Annotated in this window: 15 protein-coding genes; 2 read left to right on the top strand and 13 right to left on the bottom strand. The window is 72.1% G+C overall.

Annotation, left to right across the window (positions count from 1 at the left end):
* Positions 1 to 5: 5 nt before the first annotated feature.
* From AB0I32_RS05635 to AB0I32_RS05585, 11 genes are all read right to left on the bottom strand, one after another.
* The gene (locus tag AB0I32_RS05635; RefSeq protein ID WP_357503745.1) at positions 6 to 425 is read right to left on the bottom strand and encodes a rhodanese-like domain-containing protein; all 420 of its coding nucleotides are present in this window, start codon (positions 423 to 425) and stop codon (positions 6 to 8) included.
* A 186-nt stretch (positions 426 to 611) separates the two neighbouring features.
* The gene (locus AB0I32_RS05630; protein WP_357503743.1) at positions 612 to 1,616 is read right to left on the bottom strand and encodes a 2-oxoglutarate and iron-dependent oxygenase domain-containing protein; all 1,005 of its coding nucleotides are present in this window, start codon (positions 1,614 to 1,616) and stop codon (positions 612 to 614) included.
* Positions 1,617 to 1,902: 286 nt separating this feature from the next.
* The gene (locus AB0I32_RS05625) at positions 1,903 to 2,580 is read right to left on the bottom strand and encodes a hypothetical protein (protein ID WP_357503741.1); all 678 of its coding nucleotides are present in this window, start codon (positions 2,578 to 2,580) and stop codon (positions 1,903 to 1,905) included.
* Positions 2,581 to 2,660: 80 nt separating this feature from the next.
* The gene (locus AB0I32_RS05620; RefSeq protein ID WP_357503739.1) at positions 2,661 to 3,794 is read right to left on the bottom strand and encodes a hypothetical protein; all 1,134 of its coding nucleotides are present in this window, start codon (positions 3,792 to 3,794) and stop codon (positions 2,661 to 2,663) included.
* Entirely contained in the window at positions 3,791 to 4,399 is a 609-nt protein-coding gene (locus AB0I32_RS05615) for a sigma-70 family RNA polymerase sigma factor (protein WP_357503737.1), read from the bottom strand. The genes AB0I32_RS05620 and AB0I32_RS05615 overlap by 4 nt, the downstream gene beginning before the upstream one ends.
* 122 nt (positions 4,400 to 4,521) lie before the next feature.
* Positions 4,522 to 7,947 carry a S8 family serine peptidase gene (locus tag AB0I32_RS05610; protein WP_357503735.1) on the bottom strand — a complete coding sequence of 1,142 codons (3,426 nt, stop codon included), beginning with the start codon at positions 7,945 to 7,947 and terminating at the stop codon, positions 4,522 to 4,524.
* Positions 7,948 to 8,144: 197 nt separating this feature from the next.
* Positions 8,145 to 10,388, bottom strand: a complete 2,244-nt coding sequence (locus AB0I32_RS05605) for a S8 family serine peptidase (RefSeq protein ID WP_357503734.1) — start codon at positions 10,386 to 10,388, stop codon at positions 8,145 to 8,147.
* On the bottom strand, positions 10,355 to 11,140 hold the full coding sequence (locus AB0I32_RS05600; RefSeq protein ID WP_357503733.1) for a S8 family serine peptidase: 786 nt from the start codon (positions 11,138 to 11,140) through the stop codon (positions 10,355 to 10,357). Before AB0I32_RS05600 ends, AB0I32_RS05605 begins: the two co-directional genes overlap by 34 nt.
* A 583-nt stretch (positions 11,141 to 11,723) precedes the next feature.
* The gene (locus tag AB0I32_RS05595) at positions 11,724 to 14,288 is read right to left on the bottom strand and encodes a dipeptide ABC transporter ATP-binding protein (protein WP_357503731.1); all 2,565 of its coding nucleotides are present in this window, start codon (positions 14,286 to 14,288) and stop codon (positions 11,724 to 11,726) included.
* Positions 14,285 to 15,232: an ABC transporter permease gene (locus tag AB0I32_RS05590; protein ID WP_357503729.1), complete on the bottom strand. Its 948-nt coding sequence runs from the start codon at positions 15,230 to 15,232 to the stop codon at positions 14,285 to 14,287. Before AB0I32_RS05590 ends, AB0I32_RS05595 begins: the two co-directional genes overlap by 4 nt.
* Positions 15,233 to 15,256: 24 nt before the next feature.
* Positions 15,257 to 16,774, bottom strand: coding sequence for an ABC transporter substrate-binding protein (locus tag AB0I32_RS05585; RefSeq protein ID WP_357503727.1), 1,518 nt, complete (start codon positions 16,772 to 16,774; stop codon positions 15,257 to 15,259).
* A gap of 36 nt (positions 16,775 to 16,810) precedes the next feature.
* Between AB0I32_RS05585 and AB0I32_RS05580 the strand changes: the two genes are divergently transcribed.
* Both AB0I32_RS05580 and AB0I32_RS05575 read left to right on the top strand, forming a co-directional pair.
* The gene (locus AB0I32_RS05580) at positions 16,811 to 17,635 is read left to right on the top strand and encodes an exodeoxyribonuclease III (protein WP_357503724.1); all 825 of its coding nucleotides are present in this window, start codon (positions 16,811 to 16,813) and stop codon (positions 17,633 to 17,635) included.
* Between the two features lie 144 nt (positions 17,636 to 17,779).
* Positions 17,780 to 19,852 (top strand): septum formation family protein, encoded by a 2,073-nt coding sequence (locus AB0I32_RS05575; protein ID WP_357503722.1) that lies wholly within the window; start codon positions 17,780 to 17,782, stop codon positions 19,850 to 19,852.
* Here the strand turns inward: AB0I32_RS05575 and AB0I32_RS05570 are convergent.
* Both AB0I32_RS05570 and clpB read right to left on the bottom strand, forming a co-directional pair.
* Positions 19,830 to 20,681 carry a winged helix-turn-helix domain-containing protein gene (locus AB0I32_RS05570; RefSeq protein WP_357503720.1) on the bottom strand — a complete coding sequence of 284 codons (852 nt, stop codon included), beginning with the start codon at positions 20,679 to 20,681 and terminating at the stop codon, positions 19,830 to 19,832. The genes AB0I32_RS05575 and AB0I32_RS05570 overlap by 23 nt on opposite strands.
* A gap of 555 nt (positions 20,682 to 21,236) precedes the next feature.
* Complete coding sequence (gene clpB / locus AB0I32_RS05565) at positions 21,237 to 23,873, bottom strand: ATP-dependent chaperone ClpB (protein WP_357503718.1); 2,637 nt, start codon at positions 23,871 to 23,873, stop codon at positions 21,237 to 21,239.
* Positions 23,874 to 23,883: the final 10 nt, after the last annotated feature.

Raw genomic sequence — 23,883 nt, 5'->3', positions numbered from 1 at the left:
AGCCGTCAGACCGGGGCGGTCAGCGGGTCCGCGTCCGGCTGGACCGGACCGTTCGACGTGTCGTACGCGAAGCCCTCGCGGACCCAGTACTCGAACCCACCGATCATCTCCTTGACGTCGTAGCCGAGCTTCGCGAACTCGAGCGCGGCCTTGGTCGCCCCGTTGCAGGCCGGGCCCCAGCAGTACACGACCACGGGCTTCCCCCGATCGATGGACTGCTCCGCGCGCAGGCGGACCTTGCCTCCGGGCAGGTGCACCGCGCCGGGGACGTGGCCCTGGTTCCAGGACTCCGGCGACCGGACGTCGACCAGGGTGAACGGTGTGCCTGCGGCCAGCGCCGAGTGGACGTCGCTGACGTCGGACTCGAAGGCGAGCCGCCCGGCGAAGTGCGCGACGGCGGCGGAGGTGTCCTGGGAGGTCGTCATAGCCGAAGTGTGCGGATCCCCGGGTGTCGGCGACAAGGGGGTGCGGCCCCACACTCTCTGAAGCGTCCGTAAGCCGCGCTACTCCGAGCCCAGGGAAAGCCCACGCACCCGGACTGTGTTGCTGAGAGTAGACATTGTCCACTCTCAGCAACACAGTCCCAGGGGTACCTGTCTCCCTGAGGCCCGTCAGGCGTTCTGCAGCAGGTGCGGGTGCTGCGCCTCCACGACGTTCGGGTGCGCGCGCAGCCGGCTCTTGAGCCAGTTGTCGCCGAACACCGCGTGCAGCGGGTTCGCCGGGTCCCTCGTCACGCCGGGCGCGTCGGCGGCGAGCGCGGGCGGCAGGTCGATCGTCGGGATCGACGCGTCGAGCGCGGGCCCGTGGAAGTACGGGATCGAGATGCGGTCCGTGCCGGGCGCCGGGGAGACGACGCGGTGCAGGGTCGCCTTCAGGTAGCCGTCGGTGGCGATCTCGAGCAGCTCGCCGATGTTCACGACGAACGCGCCCACGGGCGGGACGACGTCGAGCCACTCGCCGTCCTTCTCCACCTGCAGGCCGGCCTTGCCGTCCTCGACGGAGAGGAGCGTGAGAACGCCCAGGTCCTTGTGCGCACCGACGCCCTGTGCGGGCGCCTCCGCCTCGATCCCCGGATAGCGGGCGATCTTCAGGGCCGGCGAGGGTCGCTCGAACACGGCGTCGAACGTGTCGGACGGCGCCCCGAGCGCCTCCGCCCACGCCCGCAGCAGACGCGTGGCGACGCCGTCGAGCCGGCGCAGCCACTCCTCGGCGACCTCGCGCAGCGCCGGCAGGGACTCGGGCCACAGGTTCGGGCCCTCCAGGACCCAGTAGTCGGGCTTCCCGGGTGCGGCAGGAACCGCCGGGCGCTCGGCGCCGATGTCGATCTGCTCGCGCTGGTCGACGCGGCCGAGGGTGCGTTCGCCGCCCATGCGGGTCCAGCCGCGGAAGTGCGGGCTGTTGACGTTCTCGATCGCACGCTTCTGCTCCTCGGGCAGCGCGAAGAACTCCTTCGCCGTGGCGTAGGCGCGGTCGATCAGCTCGCGCGGGACGCCGTGCCCGACCAGGGAGAAGAAGCCGACCTCGTGGGTGGCACGCCGCAGCTCGTCGCGGAAGCGCGCCTGGTCGTCGGGGCTGCCGTCGAGCAGCGAGAGGTCCAGTACGGGGATGCCGGGCACAGGAAGGTCCTTTCGAAGGGTGCGTGGGTGCGCCGACGGCGGCGGTCCCGGCATCCGTCGATGGCTCCGCCCCGGTCTCCTGGCCGCCCGGGAAGGCGAACGCCGGAGTCGGCACGTGCGGGTGGATGCGGTGTGAGCGCGGACTGCTGTCGGCGGCGCGAGGAATCGCGCCAGGGGGTCGCCTTGTCGGCAACCGCTCAGCGGCGACAGCAGGAACAGGTAAAGATGCTCACGATGTGAGGCACATTAGCACTCGCCCCGTGGGGACGGCAGGGATCGTGACGCGTCAGTCCGTCATGGCCTCACGCAGGAACCGGACGACCCGGCGGGCCCGGAACATCAGCGCGTAACCGATGGCGATCACGTGGCCCACGACGCGCATGGTCTCGTTGACGGCGCCCTCGAGCAGCGTGTCCTCGTCGTCGACCACGCCGTCCCTGGCCGACCGCAGGCTGAGGATCTTCGCCCGGTCGTCCGGGCCCAGCTCCTCCAGGAGCTTCGGCACCGTCGAGAGCGACTGCGCGAAGGGCGCGTTGCGCAGGAGGACCGGCTTGATGATGTCCTCGGGTTCGAGGAACTTCCCGGCGATGATGATGACGGCGACCACCGAACGGCGTCGGGCGAAGGCCGCGAGAACCGCGCCCGCACCGGCGGACGCGCCCATGAGGGCCACGCGCTCGCCGCGCTGCTCGTAACGCTCGATCATCTCGTCCAGGCGGTCCAGGCGGTCCTGGAACGAGGCGTCAGAGGACCAGCGGACGCGGAACATGGTGGTGCGCACGCCGAGCGCCCGCCAGGTGCGCAGCGCCTCGCGCTGGAGGTGCACCAGGGGCGGCAGCCGGTCGCCGAGCCCGGGCACGAAGATCACGCGGATCGGTGCCTTCCCGGTCGACCCGATCACGCGGCGCGCGGCATCGTCGAGCCCCGGGAGGTCGCCGTCACCGCTGGTCGTCTGCTCGCTCATGTCGCGCAGAGGCTACACGGCACAGGTACCTGTCAGACCCACAGGTCACCGGAGTGACCTGCAGGTCTGACACTGAGGACTCAGCGGTTGAGGAAGGGCCGCAGCTCCGGGCTGTCGAGGTCGATCGGCCGGACGGAACGTGCTCGCGCCTTGAGCGTCTCCAGGTCCGCCCCGGAGTCCGAGAGCCAGTAGCGAACGCCGTCCTTCTCCCACCGGAGGCTCGGGGGGTTGGCCGACAGACCCGGTATGCCTCCGCTGTACAGCGCAGTGCCCCCGTCGAACGCGACCGCCCTGTAGTCACGCCCGTCGGCGATCGCAGCCTCGATGGGAGTCGTGACGGGCCACCACGCCCACAGGTACGGCGAGCTCTCGTCGTGCCACATCCTCCAGAGATACAGCGTCGTCCCTGGCTCGGTCTCCGGAGACTCCACCTTCTCGAACCCGTCGGGCACCGGACCCGTCACCGAACCGTCCTCGCCGTAGTCGAGACTGTTCAGGATGGCCCGGAAGTCCTCGACCGAGATCCCGCCGGCCTTGGCGTACCACGGGTAGCCGCTCTCGTCGGTCCACGTCACCTGGTGGTCCCCGGAGCCGGTGGTCCCCACCTCTGCTTCGACCAGAGACGTGCCGGGAACAGGCGGAAGCGCGCCCGGCAGCCTCTCGTACACGACGACGGCTCGATCGTCGGCCGGGTCGGCAAAGACCGCGGCTGCGACAGCTCCCGCACACTCCGCCGGCGCGCCCTGCAGCGTCGGCGTTGCGGTCACCGGAACGTCAGGCAGGGTCCAGCCGGAATCTATGAGGCCTCGCCATTTCGACGAAGGGATGTTCTCGGTCGAGTCGGTGCTCATGTTGAGGTCGTCACAGTGCACGGTCGACTCGTCCCCGGGCCGTACCAACGGTGACGCCTGCAGCGTGCCGGGGCCGGGTGCGCCGACCGGCTGAGCGACATCCCTGATCAGGACCGCGCCGACCACGCCGGCCACGACCAGCAGCACCCCAGCCGTCAGCGCGACGAGGGCCCTTCCCCCGCCCCCAGCGCGGCGCGGACGCGACGTGTCGGGACGTGTCCCGCTGTACAGCGGGAACGCGAGGGCCGTCCGCTCGGTGCGCAGGCCTCTCTCAAGGGCCGCCCGCGCGACCTCCAGCCCTGCGGCATCTACCGGACCTGTCGGTGCCAGCTCGCGCAGTTCGTCGTCCGACGTGCGGTTCATCGGGTCCTCCTCACGATTCGGTCAGTCGTTGTGTCGATCGGCCCGGGCGAGACCTCTTCCCCGCGCGGCATCGCCAGGTCGGGAAGGATGGCGCTCGCCGCATCGAGCCGACGACGTGCCCGCGACAGCCGCATCTTGAAGGCGGCCACGGAGCAACCGGCCACCCGTGCCGCATCCTTCGGCGCGAGCCCGTCCCACCCCGTGAGCAGCAGCGCCTCGCGGTCCTTCGGTGGGAGCCCGTGAAGTGCCGAGATCAGCGCGTCGCGCCGGCTCACCGTCAGCACGGTGTCCTCTGTCGCGCGTGCGACACGCTCCAGCCGGACGAGCTGTTCCTCGACTGCGCTCCGCCGTCGGGCAGCACGGCGCTGGTTGCGCACCATGTTGCGCGCCACGACCAGGAGCCAGGGCAGGGGGTCATCGGGCACGCCGGCCAGGCGACGCCACGCGACGAGGAAGGTCTCGGACACCACCTCCTGCGCGTCGTGCGGATCCACGTGCCGCAGGGCATATGCCTGGACGCGCCATGCGTAGGAGCGCCAGAGCTCGCTGATCCGGTCCTCGTCCGACGGGGGATCGCCGTCGGACAGACTTCGTATGGTCGTCACGTCTCTGCAATGTCCGCTCGAGCGCCGGAGTAACAAGAACCTGACGATCTCACCCTCGGCCCGCGACATGTCAGACCCACAGGTCACCGGAGTGACCTGTGGGTCTGACACGTGGGCCTATGTCAGCGGACGCCGTACGCCCGGATCACCGTCTGCTGGACGGTGCCGCCCGACTTGTCCTTGGCGCTGACGCGGACCGAGACGTGCTCGGTGCCGGCCGGCACGTCGAGGCCCGCGGTGTAGACGCCGGCGGCGGTCCGGCGGAGCGTGGCCTTGTGCCAGGTGGCGCCGTCGTCGGCCGACCACCACAGGCTCGCCCCGGTGACCGGGCTACCGGTGCTGCCCGCCTGGTGACCGACGGTCACCGTGGCGGTGGTCCGGCGCGGTGCCTCGTTCCTCAGGTCCAGGCCCTTGACCGCATAGGCGACGTCGAGGGCCGGCAGCTGTACGGGCTCGGCCACGGAGCCGCCTGGCTCGGTGTGGAAGTTCCACTCCGTGCGCACCTGCGTGGACCTGTCCCACCAGGACCCTTCCTGCGCCGCGCCGAGCACCACACGGTAGTCGGCACCCCCGGCGGGGATGCGCACCTGCGCCGACGGGTACGTGTTGTCGGCGACGGCAGCGCCGTCCTGCCAGACGCGGAGCCGCGTGGTGTCCCCGCCGAACGACTCGAACGGATGCCCGCCCGCGTCGCTCCAGGGGACGAGGCCGAGGTCGAGCGTGCGCCCCGAGGTGGTGATCGACCCCTCGTCGAGGCGGGTGCTCAGCACCGCGCCACCCACGGTCGCCCGCGCCTTCTCCCGCGGCGCGTACTCCCGGGGCTCACTCTTGAAGTAACCCTGGTCGGCCTCCTCCGCACCCGCGTACACCTCGTGGCCCCATGCGACGCCGTTCGCGCTCACGTACTCCGTGCGCCGGCCAGGAGTCGTGACCGGGCTGGACACCGCCGAGCCCCAGAGATGACCGGCCGCGAAGCCGACCCGCGCGCTCGCGTTCCGGTGGTCCGCGCCGAGCGCCGCGTAACCGGTGGTGATCGCCGCGGTGTTCCGCTCCGTCGCCCGGAACTTGAATGTGTCCACCACCTCCTGCGCGTACAGGAGGTCATAGGTGTACGACGGCGCACGGCTCGCGCTCGAAGGTCCGGTCAGGACGAAGTGCGTCTGCAGGTCGTGCGTACCGGAGGTGACCGCCGCAGTGGTGGGCGTCGCGTAGGCCCTTGCTCCGGCGGTGACCACGAGCCCGAAACCGTAGGGCTCGCCGTCGGCCGCGGTCCGGGTGTCGTCCAGCGCGAGCCAGGTGAGGTCAGCGGGCCGCTCGGTGGTCGCCGTCAGCTCCCGCGCCGTCCGCGCGTCGAGAACCAGCGCCGTGTCGTCGGCCACCTCGATCTCGGGGTGCAGCACGGCGATCGCCTCGGACACCACGAACTCCTCGTCCGCCGTCCACAGGAAGCCCGTGACCGAGTACTTGCCCGGCGGGACCCGCAGGTCGACGCCCTCCGCGCCGATCTCCAGGTGCTCGCTGAACAGGGCGGGGTCGTCGACGTTCACGATCCGGACGGTGGACGAGCCGGCATGCGGCTTGCCGTCGCGCCCGACCGCGTCAATGTTGAGATCCGCCAGGTCGGGCTCCTTGTAGTAGCCGAGCGGGGTACGGATCTCCTGGCCGCCCGGCCCGGTGGCGGTGACGGCGCCCGAGTAACGGCGCTCGACGGCGCCGACCGTCGTGTCCACCCGGACGTCGACGGTCGCGGTGCCCTGCGCCGGGACGGTCAGCGTGGTCGCGCTGAGCCGCACGGCCCGGGCCGGCAGGGGCTTGCCGTCCTGGCGGGTCGCCGTGACCGCGAGGTCGAGGGTGACCGCGGCGTCGGTGTCGTTCTCGTAGGTGAGCGTCCGCGTCACCCTGCCCTGCTGCGGAAACTCCAGCGCACCGAAGGACAGCGAGGCGGGAGACGCCATGACCGGCAGCTCCAGGGCGGCGGGCAGGTAGATGCGCCCGGCGCCCTCGTCGAACACGCCGCCGCTCGTGTGCTGGGCAGAGCCCATGAGCACCGCCTTGAGCTGCTGTGCGGACAGGTCGGGGCGCGCCTGCTTGAGGACCGCCGCCGCACCCGCCACGTGCGGAGCGGCCATCGAGGTGCCGCTCCAGGCGACGTACTCGCCCGTCCCCGATTCCGGCTTCGTGCCGACGGCGCGGGCCGCGACGATCTCGACTCCCGGCGCTGTGACGTCCGGCTTGATCGCCTGGTCGAGCGCTCGCGGGCCGCGGCTGGAGAAGGAGGCGACATCGTCGGCGTCGTCCACGGCGCCCACGGTCAGGGCGGAGCTCGCGGCCCCCGGGGTGGCCACCGTCCCGTACGCGCCGTCGTTGCCCGCCGCGACGACGAAGAGCGTCCCGTGCCGGGCACTCAGCGTGTCGAGGGCCACGGAGGTCGGATCGGTGCCGTCCGTGTAGTTCTCGAACTCGCCGAGGCTCATGTTCACGACGTCGGCGCCCTCGCCGGCGGCCCACTCCATGCCGTCGACGACCGACGACATCTCGCCGCCGCCGAACTCGTCGAGCACCTTCCCGACGAGCAGGTCGGCCCCCGGTGCGACGCCGCGGTTCGTGCCGTCCGACGCGTCGCCGGAGCCCAGCGTGATCGAGGCGACGTGCGTGCCGTGACCGTAGAGGTCGTCTGTGTTCCCGGAACCGGTGAAGTCCTTGGCCCCGACCACGACGTCGTCCAGATCCGGGTGGGTGCGGTCGAGGCCCGAGTCGAGCACCGCCACCGTCACACCCTCACCGGTGTAGCCGGCTTCCCAGGCCGCGGGGGCGCCGATCTGCGGCATCGAGTCCTCGTCGAGCGCCTGGACGGGGGCGTCCAGCCACACCTTGACCTCGGGTGCGGCCGACCGGGCAGCCGACGTGTCGCGCCGGAGACCCGCGAGCAGGTCGGCCGCCGCCGCGCGGTCCAGGTCCGCCGAGATCGCCCCGGCCGACTCGAGCGTCCGCTCGGGCTCCAGGCCGAGTGCCGCCCAGTCAGGCTGCGGCCGGTCCTGTGCCCTGCGCTCGCCCGCCGGCTGCTGGTCGCCCCGAAGAGACGCGTCGCGCCCCGCGACCGCTTCGTGCGCCACGGCGGCGTCCTGCACGATGACCGGGACGGTGTCCCGGTGCGCGTCGTCGTACCCGGCCGCGACCAGGCCCGAGACGTTGAACAGCGCACGGTCCATCCGGTCGGGCACGAGGCCGGCGACGTCCGAGGGGATCACGTACAGCCGGTCGCCCTCGGTGATCCGCTGGAAGGCGATGCCCTCGCGTCCCGTACCCGGCGTGACGGCCGCCGAGCTGCGGCCATCGGCATACCGGGTGAGCGTCACCCGGTCACCGGTGATCAGGGTGACGGACGCGGTGGTCGGGGCGCCCTGCCCCGTCAGTGCGGCGGGCTCGACGGCGGCGCCGTCACCGTCCGCTCCCGCGGCGACGGCGCCGAGCGTCCACGCCGGTACCCCCGCCCCCATCGCGACCGCTACGGCGAACGCCACCGCTGCTGCGCCTGTTCTGGCACGCATCTGCTGTCTCCTTCGTGAGAAGCCGGCGGCATGAGTGCCACCTCACGGGGGATGACGCGCGAGGAGCGCAGATGGTTGGGCGGCGGATCTGGCGTCATGCCTGCTCAGCGCACCAACGCGCCACGTGGAGCTTCCGCAGCAGCAGGCGTGCCGCACGACGCCGAGGCCGTGCGGCACGCCTGCCACAGCATCTGGTGTCAGCGGACGCCGTAGGCCCGGATCACCGTCTGCTTGATGGTGGTGCCCGCCTTGTCCTTCGCCTCGACGCGGAGCGAGACGTGCTCCGTGCCCTTCGGGACCCGGAGGTCGGCGGTGTAGACGCCCGGACCGGTCCGGCGCAGCGTGGCCTTGCGCCACGTGGCACCGTCGTCGGGCGACCACGAGAGGCGGGCCCCTGTGACCGTGCCGCCCGTGCTGCCGGCTTGGTGGCCGACGGTCACCGTGGCGGTGGTCCGCCGCGGAGCCTTGTTGGCCAGGTCCATGCCTGCGACGTCGTAGGCGACGTCGAGCGCCGGCAGTTTGACGAACGGGGGCTCGCCGTCGGGGTCGGGCTCTCCGGGCGCGGCGTGGAAGGTCCACTCCGTGCTCACTCTCGTGGACCGGTTCCACCAGGAGGCGGTCCGTTCGCCGTCCAGGACGACGCGGTAGTCGGCGCCCTCAGCGGGGATGGGGACGCCGAAGAAGATCTCCTCCTCGTCCTCGACCTCGGTGCCGTCCTGCCACACCCGGAGCTTTTCCGGGTCCTCGAACGAGTTGATGCGGTGTCCGTCGGAGTCGGTGAACGCCTCAAGGCCCAGACGGAGCAGGTCGCCCCAGGTGCCGATGTGGTTGTCGTCCGTGAGCCGGGTGCTGATCACCGCCCCACCCAGCGTGTCCGCCGAGGCACCCAGCGGATAGACGTGGTCGATACCGTTGATGTGCACGCCGTCCGAGCCGTCGGGCACACTGACCTCCGCGGAGTTCAACCAGGTCACGTCGTTCGCGGTGACATATTCGGTGCGGCTGGCACCCGGAGCGACCGGGCGGGAGTACCCACGCAGGTGGACCCCCTCGTCGTCGACCAGCACGCCGTACCGCGCGCTCGACACGTCGACACCGGGACCAAGATCTGCGTAGCCGACAGAGACCGCCGCGGTGTTCTCGGGCGTCGCCGCGAACGCGAGCGTCTCCACCACCTCCTGGTGGTACGCGAGGTCGTAGGTGTACTCGGGCGCCTCGTCGGCGGTGCTGGTGGGCGCCGCCAGATTGAACGCCGCGGTGAACCCGAAGGTGCCCTCGGTTACCGGCTCGGTCGGCGTCGCGTACACGTCGGCGTCGCCGGGGACGGTGGCGCCGAACCCGCTGAACCACTCCGCAGGCTCATCCACCCGTCCGACGTCGAGAAAGACCCGGTCCCGGTCCGCCGGCCGCTCGGTCGTCACCGACACCGGCTCGCCCGCGGTCGCGTCGAGGACCACCGTGCTGTCGCCCGTGACCTCGATCTGCGGCTCCATGACGGCCGTGAGCTCAGTGATCGCGCCCTCGGCGTCCTCGTCCCACAGCTTGCCGGACACCGAGTAGGTGCCGGCCGGGACCCGTCCGGTCCACGTGCCGTCCTCGAGCTCGACGAACTCGCTGTACCGGGTGCCGTCGTCGACGTTCGTCACGTGCACGAGGGATCCGCCGTCATGCCGCTCGCCGTCCCGCCCGATGCCTTCGACAGTCACCTCGTAACGCTCGGACTCCTTGGCCCAGCCGAGGGTCGTGCGGATGTCGCTGCCGTCGGGAGCTGTAGCGACCACCGCGCCGGAGAAGCGCCCGAAGTCACCGGTGGTGCGGTCCACGGTGACGTCCACGGTGACGCTGCCCTGTGCGGGCACGGTCACCGACGCCGCCGAGAGCGCGGCCGCACCGGCGGGCAACGCTTCGCCGTCCGGTCCGGTCACGTCGAGAGCGAGGTCGAGCGTGACCTCCAGGTCCGTCGGATTCTCATAGGTGAGGGTTCGCGTCGCCGCGCCCGTCTGCGGGAACAGGAAGGTGCCGAGGGAGAGCGACGACGGCGAAGCCACTACCTGCTGGTCCAGAGCGTCCGGCAGGTAGATGCGCCCGGCGCCCTCGTCCCACACCGCCCCGGAGGTGTGCTGGGCCGAGCCCATGAGGACCGCCTTGAGCTCCTGGCCCGTGAGCTCCGGCCGGGCCTGCTTGAGCACCGCGGCGGCGCCCGCGACGTGCGGGGCGGCCATCGACGTGCCGGAGGCGGCGACGTGCTGGTCGTCCACGACAGTGCCCATCCCCGTACCGGCCCCGCGGGCCGCGACGATCTCGTCGCCCGGGGCGGTCACGTCGGGTTTGAGGGCGTTGTCCCCGCCGCGCGGGCCACGGCTCGAGAACGAGGTGACCTCGTCGGCGTCGTTCACCGCGCCGACGGTCAGCGCGGCGTCCGCCGCCCCGGGGGCGGGCACCGTCCCGTTGCCGTCCTCCCCGCGTTGCCCGCCGAGATGACGAAGAGGGTGCCGTACTGCGCGCTCAGCGCGTTCACGGCCAGGGACCCCGGGTCCGTGCCGTCGCTGTGGTTGCCGCGCTCGCCGAGGCTCATGTTCACGACGTCGGCGCCCTCCGACGCCGCCCACTCCATCCCTTCGATCACCCAGGAGGTCGCGCCGCCGTCCTCGCCCAGAACCTTGCCGACCAGCAGGTCCGCGCCAGGTGCGACGCCGCGGTTCACGCCGTCGGACGCATCGCCCGAGCCGAGCGCGATGGAGGCGACGTGCGTGCCGTGCCCGTGGTGGTCGGCAGTGCTTCCCATGCCGGTGAAGTCCCGCGACCCGATCAGCACGTCGTCCAGGTCGGGGTGGGTGGTGTCCACGCCGGTGTCGAGGACCGCGACGGTGACGCCCTCACCCGTGTATCCCGCCTCCCAGGCTGCGGGCGCGCCGATCTGCGGCGACGAGTCGACGTCGAGCGTCTCGACCGGGGCGTCGAGCCAGACCTTGAGGTCGGGCGGCGCCGCAGCTGCCGTCCGGGCTCCCGCCGCCGGCTCCTGGAGGGCAGCCAGCAGGTCGGACGCCGCGGCGCGATCGAGTTCCGCGGAGACTGCGTCGACGGACTCCAGCCTGCGCTCAGGCTCGATGCCCAGGCCTGCCCAGTCGGGCTCGACCGGCGCGGCTCGCCGAGTGTCCTTCGCCGCCGCCCCACCGGTAGCGGTGGCCTGCACGATGACAGGGACGGTGCCGGGTGGGACGTGTCGTAGCCGGACTCGGCGAGGCCGGCCACGTCGAAGAGCGCACGGTCGAGGCGGTCAGGGACCAGGCCGGCGACGTCCGTCGGGATGACGTGCAGGCGGCCGTTCTCGATCTGGTGGAGGAAGCCGACCCCCTCGCGGCCCGCTCCGGGTTCGGTCCCGAGGATCCGGGGGTGGCCGTCCGACTGCGTGAGCGTGACCCGGTCACCCGTGATCAGCGTGACCGTCGAGGTGGCGGTACCTGGTGTGCCGGACCGGGTGGCGGCCGTGCCGGACGTCGTGCCGGACGTCGTGGCGGCGGGCGGATCGCCGGGCCCAGCGGCCGAGGCCACCGTTCCCCCGCCCACCAGGACCGCGGCGAGCATCGCTGCTGCACCTGCTCTGACGCGCATCTGCTGTCTCCTTCGTGAGGAATGGGCGGCATGTGCCGCCCGCACGAGGGCAGACGAACGAAAAGGTTGGTGGGTTGGGGGCCGCGGCGGAGCGCGAGAACGGGGTTGTGTTCGTTTCCGGGCCCGTCTGGAACACAACCCCGTTCTCGTTGCGGCCGAGGCTCCTAGCGGCGGAGGAGGGGAGTCGCGTCGCGGAGGGCGCGCGTGTACTCGTGGTGGGGCGTGTCGTAGACGTCGGCGGTGGGGCCCTGCTCGACGATCAGGCCGTCGCGCATCACCGCCACGTGGTCGCAGACGTGCCGCACCACACCCAGGTCGTGCGACACGAGCAGCAGCGTCAGGGCGTGCTCGTCCGCGAGCCGCGCGAGCAGGTCCAGCACCTGCCGCCGGACGGAGACGTCGAGCGCGCTGACCGGTTCGTCCGCCACGAGGATGCGCGGCCTGCACACGAGCGCCCGCGCGATGGCGATGCGCTGGCGCTGCCCGCCCGAGAACTGGTGCGGGTACCGCTCGGTCGCGTCGAGCAGCAGGCCGACGGCGTCCAGCATCTCCCGCACCGTGTCCCGGCGGGCCGATGCCGTCCGCGGGCCGCCGGCCCGGACGTTCGCGGGGTTGAGGAGCGGCTCCGCCACGATGTCGCCCACCGTCATGCGGGGGTCGAGCGAGCTGTACGGGTCCTGGAACACGACCTGCAGGGCGGCGCGCAGGTCGCCCAGCCCGGGGGTACCCGCACCGCTCGTCGAGTCTGTCGATACCCTGTCCGCCGCACCGCTGGTCGAGCCTGTCGAGACCGCGTCCGCACCGATCCGCACCCCGGCGCTCGTCACGTGCCCCGACGTCGGCCGGTCCAGCCCCGCCACGATCCGCAGCAGGGTCGACTTGCCCGACCCCGACTCGCCCACGATCCCGAACCGCTGCCCCTCCTGGACCTCCAGCGAGACGCCCCGCAGCGCGTGCACCACCTCGCCGCGGCTCGGATAGGTGCGGGTCACGTCCTCGACGCGGATGAGGGCCGGCCGCGGGGTCACGGGGGTCTCGGCAGGCTCGACCCGGGGCTCCAGGGTCGACGCCGCCAGCAGCCGCTTCGTGTACTCGTGCCGCGGGTGCGCGAACACCTCGGCCACGGGGCCTTCCTCGACCACCACACCCTCGAGCAGCACCACCACCCGCTCGCAGACCTGGGACACCACCGCCAGATCGTGCGTGATGAACAGCAGCCCCGCACCCCGGTCCTCGACGAGCCGGACCATCAGGTCCAGCACCTGGCGCTGCACCGTGACGTCGAGGGCCGTCGTCGGCTCGTCCGCCACCAGTACGGCCGGGTCGTTGGCCAGCGCCATCGCCAGCCCCACCCGCTGGCGCTGCCCGCCGGACAGCTCGTGCGGGTAGCGGCGGGCGGCGCCATCGGGCAGGCCTACCTCGGCCAGCAGCTCGGCGGCGCGCCGCGTCGCCGTCCGGCTCGGCATCCCGTGCAGCGTCATCGCCTCGGCGACCTGGCGGCCCACGCGCATCAGCGGGTTCAGCGCTGTCATCGGCTCCTGGAAGACCATCGACATCGCCTCGCCGCGCAGCCGGGCCATGGCTTGCTCGCCCCGGTCCAGGAGGTTCCCGGGCACGCCGGCGAGCCGCACCTGGCCGGTGGCCGCGACGCCGTCGGGCAGCAGGCCGAGCGCCGCGAGCGCCGTCATGGTCTTGCCCGAGCCGGACTCGCCGATCAGGCCAACGCGCTCGCCGGGGGCGACCCGGAGGGAGACGTCGGACAGGAGCGGGCGGCCGCTGCCGGTGCGGACGGTGAGGTCGCTGATGTCGAGGGCGGCAGGCGGTCGGGGGGTCTCGACGGGCGCGGCCAACGTCCCGGGCTCGGCCTGCACGTTCGGCTCGACGGCCCGGGCCTGGGGGTCGACGGCGGAGAGGCGGGGGTCGAAGACGTCGCGCAGGCCGTCACCCAGCAGGTTGAACCCGAGCACCGCCACCGCGATCGCGACGCCGGGCACTATCGCGAGGTGGTCGGCGACACCGAGGAACTGCTGCGACTCCTGCAGCATGCGGCCCCACGACGGCGTCGGCGGGGGTGTGCCCAGGCCGAGGAAGGACAGTCCGGCCTCGGCGAGCACGGCGATCGCGAAGTTCACGGAGCACTGCACCATCACCATGCCGCCGATGTTGGGCAGCACGTGCCGTGCGGCGATCGCGAGCTCGCCGCGGTTCGCGGCCCGGGCGGCGAGCACGTAGTCGGACCGCACGACCTGCAGCGTCCCGCCGCGTGCGACGCGGGCGAAGGCGGGGATCGAGCCGATGCCGAGCGCGACCATCGCCGTCACGGTGCCCGCGCCGTAGACGGCGCCCAGCACTATCGCGAGCAGCAGACCGGGGAACGCGAGGAGGATGTCGCTGCCCCGCATCAGGAGGGCGCCGAGCCGTCCGCCGCGCATCCCCGCGAGCACGCCGAGCGGCACACCGACCACCGCCGCGATGCCCACCGCCACGAGGCCGACCAGCAGCGTGATCTGCGCGCCCGCCATGACCTGGGAGAGCACGTCGCGGCCGAACCGGTCGGTGCCGAGCCAGTGCTCGGCCCCGGGCGGGAGGAGGCGTTCGACGCCCGCGTGCTCGGGGTCGTACGGCGTCCAGACGAGCGAGACCAGGGCCGTGACGACGACCAGCCCGACCAGCACCGCGCCGATCGCGAGCTGGGGGTGCACGCGTGCGCGGTGGGCCGGGCCGGTCATGACGCCCTCCTGAGCCGGGGGTCCAGAAGGGTGTAGGCGAGGTCGACCAGGAAGTTCAGCAGCACGACGAGCACCACGAGCACCGCCACTATCGACTGCACGGCGAGCAGGTCACGGTTGCCCACCGAGTCCAGCAGCAGACTGCCGAGGCCGGGTACGGCGAACACCCGCTCGATGACCACCGCGCCGATCAGCATCGACGCGATCTGCACCCCCACGACGGTCACGACCGGCACGCCGGCGTTGCGCAGCCCGTGCCGCACCAGCGCCCCGGTGAACGTGAGCCCCTTGGCGCGGGCGGTCCGCAGGAAGTCCTCGCGCATGATCTCCAGCACGGCGCTGCGTACGTACCGCGTGATGATCGCGGCCTGCACGGAGCCCAGCGCGACGGCGGGCAGCAGCACGTGCCGCCAGAACTCTCCGAACCCGTCCACGGGCGCCGTCCACCCGCCCGACGGCAGCCAGCCGAGCCGCACCGCGAACAGCGCCACGAGCAGCACGCCCACGAGGAAGTTCGGCACCGCCACGCCCACCTGGCTCACCGCGGACAGCGTCACGCCGCCGGCGTTCCGGTGCCAGACGGCGGCCAGCGTGCCCACCGGTATCGCCACCACCAGGGCGATCAGCATGCCGAGCAGCACGAGGATGCCCGTCACCTGCACCCGGTCGGCGACCAGGAGCGTGAGGTCCTGCGACGTCACGTAGCTCGTGCCGAGGTTCCCCGTGAGCAGGCCGCCCATCCACTCGAGGTACTGGGACACGAGCGGCCCGTCGGTGCCGTGCTCTGCCCGCCAGGCCGCGAGGGCCTCGGGCGACGTCTCGATCCCGAGCGCGACGACGGCGGGATCACCGGGCAGCACCCGCAGCAGCACGAAGATCGCCGCCGTCGCCACCAGGAGCGTGGCGACGAGCTGGGCGACGTGCGAGGCGAGTTGTCTGGCCACGTGCGGTGTCGGGCGGCGGCCGGGTCAGCTGTCGGACCAGCGCAGGCCGGTCAGGTCCATCGACTCGGTGGTCGCGTTGGCGGCGATGCCCGCCAGTCCGGCGTCGGCCACCACGGTGTTGGGGAAGAGGAACAGCGGGTCGCTCGCGGCGTCGTCGACGATCATCCGGGCGACCTCCTGCATACCCGCGACGTACTGGTCCGGGCTGCTGCGGTCGGCCTCCTCCGCGACCTGGGCGACCCGCGGGTTGTCGTAGCCGATGTAGTAGTCCGGGTCGCCGAAGATCGTCAGCATGTCCCGGGCCTCGGTGTGGAGGATCACGGACATCTGGTAGTCGTGCTCGGTGAACACCTTGTCCAGCCAGACCGCCGGGAACTCCGCGGGGACGATCTTCGCGTCGATGCCGACGTCCTTGAGCTGTGACACCACGACCTGGGCGACCGCCTCGGCGTAGGGACGGGTCGGGACGTCGAACGTGATGCTCAGGTCCTCGGCGCCGGCTTCCGCCAGCAGCTCCTTGGCGCGCTCCGGGTCGTACGGGTAGGCGTCCGTCAGGTCCTGGTAGTACGGGTCGGTGGGCGGCACCATCGAGCCGATGAGCTCGCCGTGCCCCGCCCACGCGGTGTCGAGCACCGCCTTGCGGTCGATCGCGTGCATGACCGCGCGGCGCACCAGCAGGTCGTCGAAGGGCGGTTCGGTGTTGTTCAGCGCGAGCAGGACCTCGCCCGTCGACGTGCCGTCGAGGACCTGCAGGTCCTCGTCCCGCTCGAGGCCGGCCAGCAGGTCGGGGGCCTGCAGGTTGTACGCCAGGTCGATGTCACCGGCGCGGACGGCGTTGGCCTGGGCGTTCGCGTCGGCGAAGTAGCGGACGGTGACGTCCTGGATCGCCGGCGCCTCGCCCCAGTAGTCGTCGCGGGCGGCGAGCGTGATCCGGTCGCCGGTGGCGACGTCCTCGACCGTGTAGGGGCCGGTGCCGACCGCCTCGGTCGCCAGGTCCGCGGACAGGTCGTCGGGGAACATGGCGCCCACCGACGTGCCCATGTCGAACAGCCAGGAGTTGCTCGGGTGCCGCAGGGTGACGGCGACCTCGGTGTCGCTCGTCGCCTCCGCCTTCCGCACGACGTCCATCTTGGACCTGAGGCTCAGCGTCCAGTCGTCCTGCACCCGCTCGATCGAGGAGACGACGTCGTCCGCGGTGAAGGGCGAGCCGTCCGAGAACGTCACGCCCTCGTGCAGCGTGAACGTGTAGACGGTGCGGTCCCCGTTGACCTCCCACGACTCGGCCAGCTGCGGCTGCACCTCGCCCTCCTGGTCGATGGTCACCAGGCCCTCGTACACGTTGTTCATCAGCAGCTGCGGGATCGCCGAGCCCGACGTCGTGGTGAAGTCGAGGTTGGTGGGTTCCCCGGTCAGGCCGACGACGACGTCCGTGCGCGCTCCTCCGGTGCCCTCGCCGGAGCCGGCCGAGCAGGCCGCGACCAGGGCCGCGGTGGTGAGGGCGACGACGACGCCGACGGCGCGGCGCCTGGTGAGGATCTGCACATCACCAGCGTAGTCGGGTGAACATAGGGTGGGACCGTGCGCCTCGTCACCTGGAACGTCAACTCCATCCGCACGCGCGTCGACCGCGTGCTCGCCTTCCTCGACCGGTCCCAGGCCGACGTCCTGGCCGTCCAGGAGACCAAGTGCCGGGACGACCAGTTCCCGACCGCGGCGTTCGAGGCCGCCGGCTACGAGGTGGCGCACTTCGGGCTGTCGCAGTGGAACGGTGTCGCGATCGTGTCGCGGGTCGGCCTGACCGACGTCGCCACCCAGTTCCCCGGTCAGCCGGGCTTCGCCAAGGCGACCATCGAGGACGGCCAGGACCCGCTGCTCGACGTCGTCCCGCCGCTCGAGGCGCGAGCGATCGGTGCGACCTGCGGCGGCGTCCGCGTCTGGAGCCTGTACGTGCCCCACGGCCGCGCGCTCGGCGACCCCCACTACGCCTACAAGCTGGCGTGGCTGGAAGCGCTGCGCACCTCGGCGCAGACCTGGGCGGACGCCGGGGACGCCGTCGCGCTCCTGGGCGACTGGAACGTGATCCCGCTCGACACCGACGTGTACAACCCGGCTGACTTCGCCGGGAAGACCCACGTGTCGCCGCCCGAGCGGGCGGCGTTCGAGGCCTTCGGCAAGGCCGGGTACACGGAGCTGACGCGGCAGTTCATCCCCGAGGAGCACGCGTACACCTACTGGGACTATCAGCAGCTCGCGTTCCCGCGGAACAAGGGGCTGCGGATCGATTTCTGCTGGGCGTCGCCCGCCCTCGCCGGCCGCGCATCGGGTGCCGTCATCGACCGGGACGAGCGCAAGGGCAAGGGCGCCTCCGACCACGTCCCCGTGATCGTCGACCTGGCCGACTGACGCTCGCGCCCACGGCGCAGGAGGCGCCGAGGTTCCACCGGCGATGGGGAAATCAGCGGGTGAAACTGTCCACAAACAGGGTGCACCCCCAGCGGGGATCCTCCTGGTGACAAGGTCGTTGCCGAATGTCGGTAAGTTAACCGCATGACGTCGACGCCCGACCAGTTCCCGGCCGCCACCGAAGTCGCCAAGGTCCCTGCCACGGATCCTGTCGAGACGGCGTCCGCGGACGAGGCGGAGCGGGATCCCGCGACCGACAGCGCGGCCGTCGACAGCCCTTCCGAGGACGACGACGCCGCGCCCGGGCAGGCGGACGACGGGTCCGACGCCGCTGGTGCGCAGGCCACGAACGGCGAGCCCCAGGGCGACGGGGCCCAGGGCGCGGTAGCGGTGGCTGAGTCCGGTGCTGCCTTGTCCGGGGAAGCTGAGCGTGCGGGGGCCGGCTCGGCGAAGGCCGGGACCGCGGAGGAGTCCACCGACGGGCCGACGGCGGTCGCTGCGCCCGCCGCGGAGCCTCCGGCTGATGCGGAGAGCGCATCGGACGCCGTCGCCCAGCCGGCCGCGAAGGCGGATCCTGTCGCGGAGGTCGAGTCGGCAGCGGACGTCGCGCCTGTCGCGCCCGCTACTGAGCCCACGGCGAAGCTCGCGGATCGTGAGCCCGTAGCGGTCGCTGAGCCCAGCGAGAGCGTTGAGCCCCTCGGAGACGCGGCGGACGCGGAGCCTGCCGCACAGGAGGAGCCCGTCGCGGACGTCAAGCCCGCTCCGCGACCTGCCCGTAAGCCTGCGGCGGGTGCCGGTTCGAAGCTGACAGCCCCCACCGAGGAGATCAGCGTCGTGCCCGCCGCCGCACTGCCGAAGCGGGTGCCGGCGGCTCCCCCCGCCTCCCCCGTCGAGCAGGCGCAGGCGCCCACGCCCACCAACAAGAACACCGACCCTGCAACCACAGCGCAGGCTGAGGAGCCGGCCCGTGCTGAGGCCGGCAGCGCCGCTGACGCCGCCGTCGGCACCAGCGTCGCTGCCGACGCGGGCGTCGACAGCGGCCTCTCCGGCGATGCCGCTGCCTCGGACGACTCGACAGATGCGCCTGCCTCGGTGGAGGCGCCCGACGCGGCCAGCACACCCGCCTCGCCCACCGCATCTGGTTCGCCCACCGCTGCCGACAGCAAGCCGGCCACGTCGAAGGCCGCCGGTACGGACAAGGCCGAGCCCGCGACGTCGTCCGACAGTGTGGCGGCACCGGCCGTCGACGAGACCTTCGACTTCAAGGCGCTCTCCTTCGCCGCGATCGCCGCTGCGCACAAGAAGGAGCTCGGACCGCGCACCGTCGCCGGGGAGGCCGGGGCGCCCGAGGAGCAGAAGGCCGCGGAGCAGACCACCGCGGACGCGCCGGACGTGGACCCGAACGAGGTCCCGCGCGAGACGGAGACACCCGCAGAGGAGTGGCCCGCCGCCGCGGACGACGCTCCCACCGAGGAGCTCTTCGCACCGCCCGCCACGCGTATCCCGCCGGCCGTCGCGCCGCCGAGCCCGTTCCCGACGCCCGCGGCCCCGCCGCAGCATCAGCCCGGCGCGCCGCGCCAGGACCAGGGCGCCGGCCCGCAGCAGCCGCCGTCGCCGTTCCCCTCCCCGCGTGGCGGTTCCGCGCACCCGTTCCCCGCCGTGCACGGCTATGCGCCCGAGGCCTCCTATGCCGGCTGGCGCCCGCCGACCGCGGCTGATGACGCTGCCAAGCGACGCCGGTTCGCGATGATCGGCGGTGCCGCCGTCGCAGTGGTCGCCCTGGTGGTGGTGATCGTCCTCGTCGTGAACATGGTCAGCAAGCAGCAGTGGGAGCCGATCGAAGCGATGATCGCGGAGCCGCGCGAGGTACATCCGCTGCAGCTCGTGCTCGGTTCGTGCGTGGAGACCGTCCCCGAGGACGGCGAGGTCTCCGAGGTGCTCGCCGTTCCCTGCGACGCCTCGCACACCGCGCAGGTCGTGGGCCGCACCGACTTCGCCGACGCCGCCGTCTGGCCGGGCCGTGACGAGGTGGACAAGCGCGTGGCCCTGGTGTGCGGCACCAAGCAGCTCGGTCCGATCGCCCGTACCAGCCAGCTCGCCAACTCCGTGAGCTACGTGGTCTGGGGCCCCAGCGAGGAGTCGTGGAGCGACGGCGACCGGGTCGGCCTGTGCCTCGCGACCACCGCCGAGCCGATCACACAGGATCTCCTGCAGTAGCGGGCTGTATCGCCGCCGGGCCCTGTCCGGTGCAGCCGTCGAGCAGGGTCTGGCCCAGCGGGGTCAGCGCGTGGATCACGGTGTTGCGCTCGCGCCCGCTGGCGATCAGGCCGGCGTTGCGCAGCACCGTCGCATGCTCCGACGCCGACGCCGGGGAGATCGCCAGACGATTCGCGATCTCGCTGGTCGTCGCCCCGGTGCCGAGCACTCGCAGCACCGCCGCCCGGGTCCGGCCGAGAAGCGCGGTGAGCTGCCGTCCGCTGTCGGACCGGACCTCGAAGCTGCGGTCCAGCCCGGCAGGCTCGTGCACGATCGGGTAGAGCAGCACCGGCGGCAGGTCAGCATCCGCAAGCGTGATCGGGGCACGGACGCAGAAGTAGGACGGGATGATCAACAGACCACGACCCGCCAGATGGATGTCCCGCTCGGCAGCCGTCGACACCGACAGGACCGGATGCTCCCAACGCACCGACGGGTGCAGCGTCCGCAACGCGTTCTCGGTCCCGCCCTCCACCCAGGCACGGGTGCGCGCCGCGCGGTCGACGTCCACGGCGGCCCGGATCCCGCTCCAGTACGGCCCCACCGCGTGCTCGTAGTAGGAGCGCACGGCGACGCCGAGCCCGCGCACGGCGGGTGCGGAGCCTGCGGCGAGATCACGCATCCAGAGGTGCGGCCTGTGCGCGCCCGCCAGCATCTCGATGTCCTTGCGAAGCCGGGCCTTGGGGGTGGACAGCATCGCGTCCAGCCCGGTCTCGAAGGTCTCGGAGCCAGTGACCGGCGTGAGGAAGTCCGGCGAGTAGCCCCGCGGCGGAGCCAGCCGTAACAGCATGCGAGCTGCCGGCGGCAAGCCGGAGAGCGCTCGCTGCCGCCAGCGCCCGAACAGCACCGGGCCCGAAGGCTGATTCACCACATGTGCGCTGAGCAGCACCTCCCACATAGGGTCCGGGCCCGGAGCGATCCGAACCCGGGCAAGATCATCCGAAGTGAAATGGAACCGCAGCACCAGGCCTCCCTGACCGTCTGCCCTCTCCCGTGGCCCCCGCCGACTCGCCCCCGCGCGCCCTGACCGTGCGGGAGTATGTGTGGCATCCCGCACACGGCTTTCACCCCCGCGCAGAGAGGGACGTCCGAGCATCCGAGTTCTGGGCGAGCAGACACTCACCTTCACAACACCAACACACATGGTGCTGCTCAGACACCGCTCACCCCGCCTGCCCCAGGATCGTGCGACCGCTCCTCCCGGCACCAGGATGGCAGGCGGGTCCTCCCCGCACATCGACAGATAGTCGTAGTCCGATGTACGCCGATCGGCGTATACAGGGCCTGTTGGTCCTCGTGAGGCGGTCAGCTCGACGTCTTGGTCGGGTGGCGAGCGGCGTGCTCGTCAGGCGGTCAGCACCCTGCGCTCGAGAGCCAGGCCCTCACCGTCCGCGCGGTCCACGACCACGGTGTCCCCGTCGGACACCTCGCCCGCGAGCAGCAGCCGTGCCAGACGGTCGCCGATCTCCCGCTGCACGAGGCGGCGCAACGGCCGGGCGCCGTACGCCGGGTCGAACCCCTCCAGCGCGAGCCACTCGCGTGCCGCCTCCGTCACGTCGAGGGTGATGCGGCGGTCCTCCAGCCGCTTCGCGAAGGCCCCTACCTGCAGCTCAACGATGCTGCCGAGCTCGGCCAGCGTCAGTGCGTCGAAGACGACCACGTCGTCCAGACGGTTGAGGAACTCCGGCTTGAACGCGGCCCGCACGGCAGTCATCACGGACTCGCGCCGTTCCTCGTCCGACAGCATCGGTTCCACGAGGAACTGCGAGCCGAGGTTCGAGGTCAGCACCAGGATCGTGTTGCGGAAGTCGACGGTACGACCCTGGCCGTCCGTGAGCCGGCCGTCGTCGAGCACCTGAAGCAGGACGTCGAAGACTTCCGGGTGCGCCTTCTCCACCTCGTCCAGCAGCACCACCGAATAGGGCCGCCGCCGGACCGCCTCGGTGAGCTGACCGCCCTCCTCGTACCCGACGTAGCCCGGGGGCGCGCCGACGAGCCGGGCCACGGAGTGCTTCTCGCCGTACTCGGACATGTCGATACGCACCATCGCGCGCTCGTCGTCGAACAGGAAGTCGGCCAACGCCTTGGCGAGCTCGGTCTTGCCGACACCCGTGGGGCCGAGGAACAGGAAGGAACCGGTGGGCCGGTCGGGGTCGGAGACGCCGGCCCTCGTCCGGCGCACCGCGTCGGACACCGCGGCCACGGCAGTTTTCTGGCCGATGAGGCGCTGCCCGAGGACGTCCTCCATGTGCAGGAGCTTCTCGGACTCGCCCTGCAGCAGCCGCCCGGCGGGGATGCCGGTCCACGCCGCGACCACCTCGGCGATCTCGTCGGCGCCCACCTTGTCGGCGATCATCGGGGCCTCGACGGGGGCCAGCGACGGGTCGGCGGTCGAGCCTGCCGAGACCTGGCTCGTCGCCTCCGCCTCCTCTGCCGCCACGAGCTCCCGCTCGACCACGGGGATCTCGCCGTACTGGATGCGTGCCGCGCCCTCCAGGTCACCCTCGCGGAGCTTGCGCTCGGCGTCGGTGCGCAGCTCGTCGAGGCGGGCACGCAGGTCACCGACGCGGTTGTGGCCCGCCTTCTCGGACTCCCAGCGCGCGGTGAGCGCCGCGAGGGCCTCGCGACGGTCCGCCAGGTCGGCGCGGAGACGCTGCAGACGCTCCTTGGAGCCGGCGTCCTCCGACTCGGAGAGCACCACCTCCTCCATCTCGAGGCGTGTGACCGCACGCTGCAGCTCGTCGACCTCCACCGGGGAGGAGTCGAGCTCCATGCGCAGCCGCGACGCGGCCTCGTCGACGAGGTCGATCGCCTTGTCGGGCAGCTGCCGCCCGGAGATGTAGCGGTCGGAGAGCGACGCGGCGGCCACGAGGGCGGAGTCCGCGATCGTCACCTTGTGGTGCGCCTCGTAGCGCTCCTTGAGCCCGCGCAGGATCGCCACCGTGTCCTCGACCGACGGCTCGCCCACGAAGACCTGCTGGAACCGGCGCTCCAGCGCGGGGTCCTTCTCGATGTGCTCGCGGTACTCGTCGAGCGTGGTGGCGCCCACCATGCGCAGCTCACCGCGCGCGAGCATGGGCTTGAGCATGTTGCCCGCGTCCATGGCACCCTCGCCCCCGGCACCCGCGCCGACCACGGTGTGCAGCTCGTCGATGAAGGTGACCACCTCGCCGTCCGACGCCGTGATCTCCTCCAGGACCGCCTTGAGGCGCTCCTCGAACTCACCGCGGTACTTCGCCCCGGCCACCATCGAGGCCAGGTCCAGCGCCACGAGGCGCTTGCCCTTGAGGGACTCGGGCACGTCGCCCGCCACGACCCGCTGTGCCAGCCCTTCGACGACCGCGGTCTTGCCGACACCCGGCTCGCCGATGAGCACCGGGTTGTTCTTGGTGCGCCGGCTCAGCACCTGGATCACGCGGCGGATCTCCGAGTCACGGCCGATGACCGGGTCGAGCTTTCCGTCGCGGGCGCGCTGCGTCAGGTCGGTGCCGTACTGCTCCAGCGCTTTGTACGTGCCCTCCGGGTTGGGGCTCGTGACCCTGCCGGCCCCACGGACGGCGGGCAGCGCGGCGCGCAGGGCGTCGGCGGTGGCTCCGGCGTCGGACAGGATCTGGGCCGCGGGAGACTGCCCGGCCGCGACGGCGATCAGCAGGTGCTCGGTGGAGACGTACTCGTCGCCCAGCCCCTGTGCTTCCTTGGACGCCAGGTCGAGGACCGTGGCCATGGCCCGGCTGGCGCTCGGCTGGGCGGTGCTCGCGCCGCTGGCCTGGGGCAGCGCGACCAGAGCCGCGCGCACGCGCTGGCCGATGGTCTGCGCGTTGGCCCCGACCGCATCGAGCAGGCCGACGGCCACGCCGCGCTCCTGCTGGAGCAGCGACGCCAGCAGGTGGACCGGCTCGAGCTGCGGGTTGCCGGCAGCCGACGCCGACTGGATCGCGTCGCCGATCGCCTGCTGCGACATGGTCGTGAACTTGGTGTCCATGAGGCCTCCC

This window comes from Promicromonospora sp. NPDC050249 (assembly GCF_040656015.1).
Taxonomy (GTDB): domain Bacteria; phylum Actinomycetota; class Actinomycetes; order Actinomycetales; family Cellulomonadaceae; genus Promicromonospora.
Note: the sequence above shows the minus strand (reverse complement) of the source record. Positions and strands in the feature narration are given on the sequence as shown.